This is a genomic window from Psychrobacter sp. 1Y4 (assembly GCF_051847555.1).
Map to the genome: position 1 here is coordinate 1 of NZ_JBPYDE010000119.1, position 1,137 is coordinate 1,137.

2 protein-coding genes are annotated in these 1,137 nt (G+C 46.6%); both read left to right on the forward strand.

The genetic code is table 11. The features are described from left to right. A partial coding sequence (locus tag ACS8FC_RS14640) for an XdhC family protein (RefSeq protein ID WP_439297303.1) occupies positions 1 to 761 on the forward strand: 761 nt, incomplete at its 5' end. Further along, positions 758 to 1,137: NTP transferase domain-containing protein (locus ACS8FC_RS14645; RefSeq protein WP_439297304.1), on the forward strand; the 380-nt coding region annotated here is incomplete at its 3' end. The genes ACS8FC_RS14640 and ACS8FC_RS14645, both read left to right, overlap by 4 nt.

A 1,137-nucleotide genomic window follows, 5' to 3' on the forward strand; every position in this document is an offset into this window, starting at 1 on the left:
CGCGTATTAATCTAGAGGAATATCACAATTCGGAAAATTTACCAAAACAAGAGACAATAAATCCTTCGAATATAATTGCCGATATTGTAGAAGGATTGGCAGAGTACAAGCTGTCTGAGAGTAATACTGAATACATGACCATAGAAACGGCTGAAGTAACCACCGAGTGGCTCGTACAACGCTTGCAACCACAAGTGCGTTTATTAATCTGCGGCGCGGGCAATGATGTGATGCCACTGGTGACAATGGCAAAGCTACAAGACTGGCATGTCACGGTCATAGACAGCCGCACGCAATATGCGACTCGTATGCGTTTTCCTCAGGCAGACAACGTCATGTCATTATCTCTAGAGGATAGTGATACTCTGCTGAAGCTAAGTGAGAATGCAGCGGTCGCCCTTATGTCACATAGCCTGACTCAAGACCGCGCTCGCTTGGCGATATTGCTGGCACATGCGCAAAACTATAGATATTTAGGACAGTTGGGGCCACGTTATCGTACTGAACGCTTAATCAATGAAATCAGCGCCAACATTGCAAATCCTACTGTTTTGGATGTTGGTATCCGTAAATTGCATTATCCAATTGGTTACAAGCTGGGCGGGGATGGTCCAGAGGCACTCGCGCTTGGCATCATGGCCCAGATAAATGCAGTCATGCACGATCAAACGGTATCAGTAGAGGGTTCTCACAGTGAAATCTCGAATCTAGCAGCAAGCGGTGGTGATATGGACGCTGATATTGTGCCGAGTACCGTATGAATAGTATCGTCTTAGAAGAAAATGACAGCCAAGTACAAAATCATGCGGTCATCATATTGGCAAGTGGCCTCAGTCAGCGTCTTGGTCAACCTAAGCAGCTGCTCGTTAAGAATGGCGCGCCATTAATCGTGCGCATGATCCGATTGGCAGTAAGCACCAATCCGCAAGCCGTCATCGTCGTGATTCCTGATAAGCATCCTGCAATTGCTAGTGTAGTTACAGAGTTGGCTATGCTATATCCAATGGTTAAAGCGGTAGTAAATCCAAAACCTAAAACCGGTATGGCGGACAGTCTGCGTTTGGGTATTGAGGCCATCGCTGGTATTGACACCGCGTTAATTAAGCGCGTGCTTATCATGGGGGTTGATCACGTTCT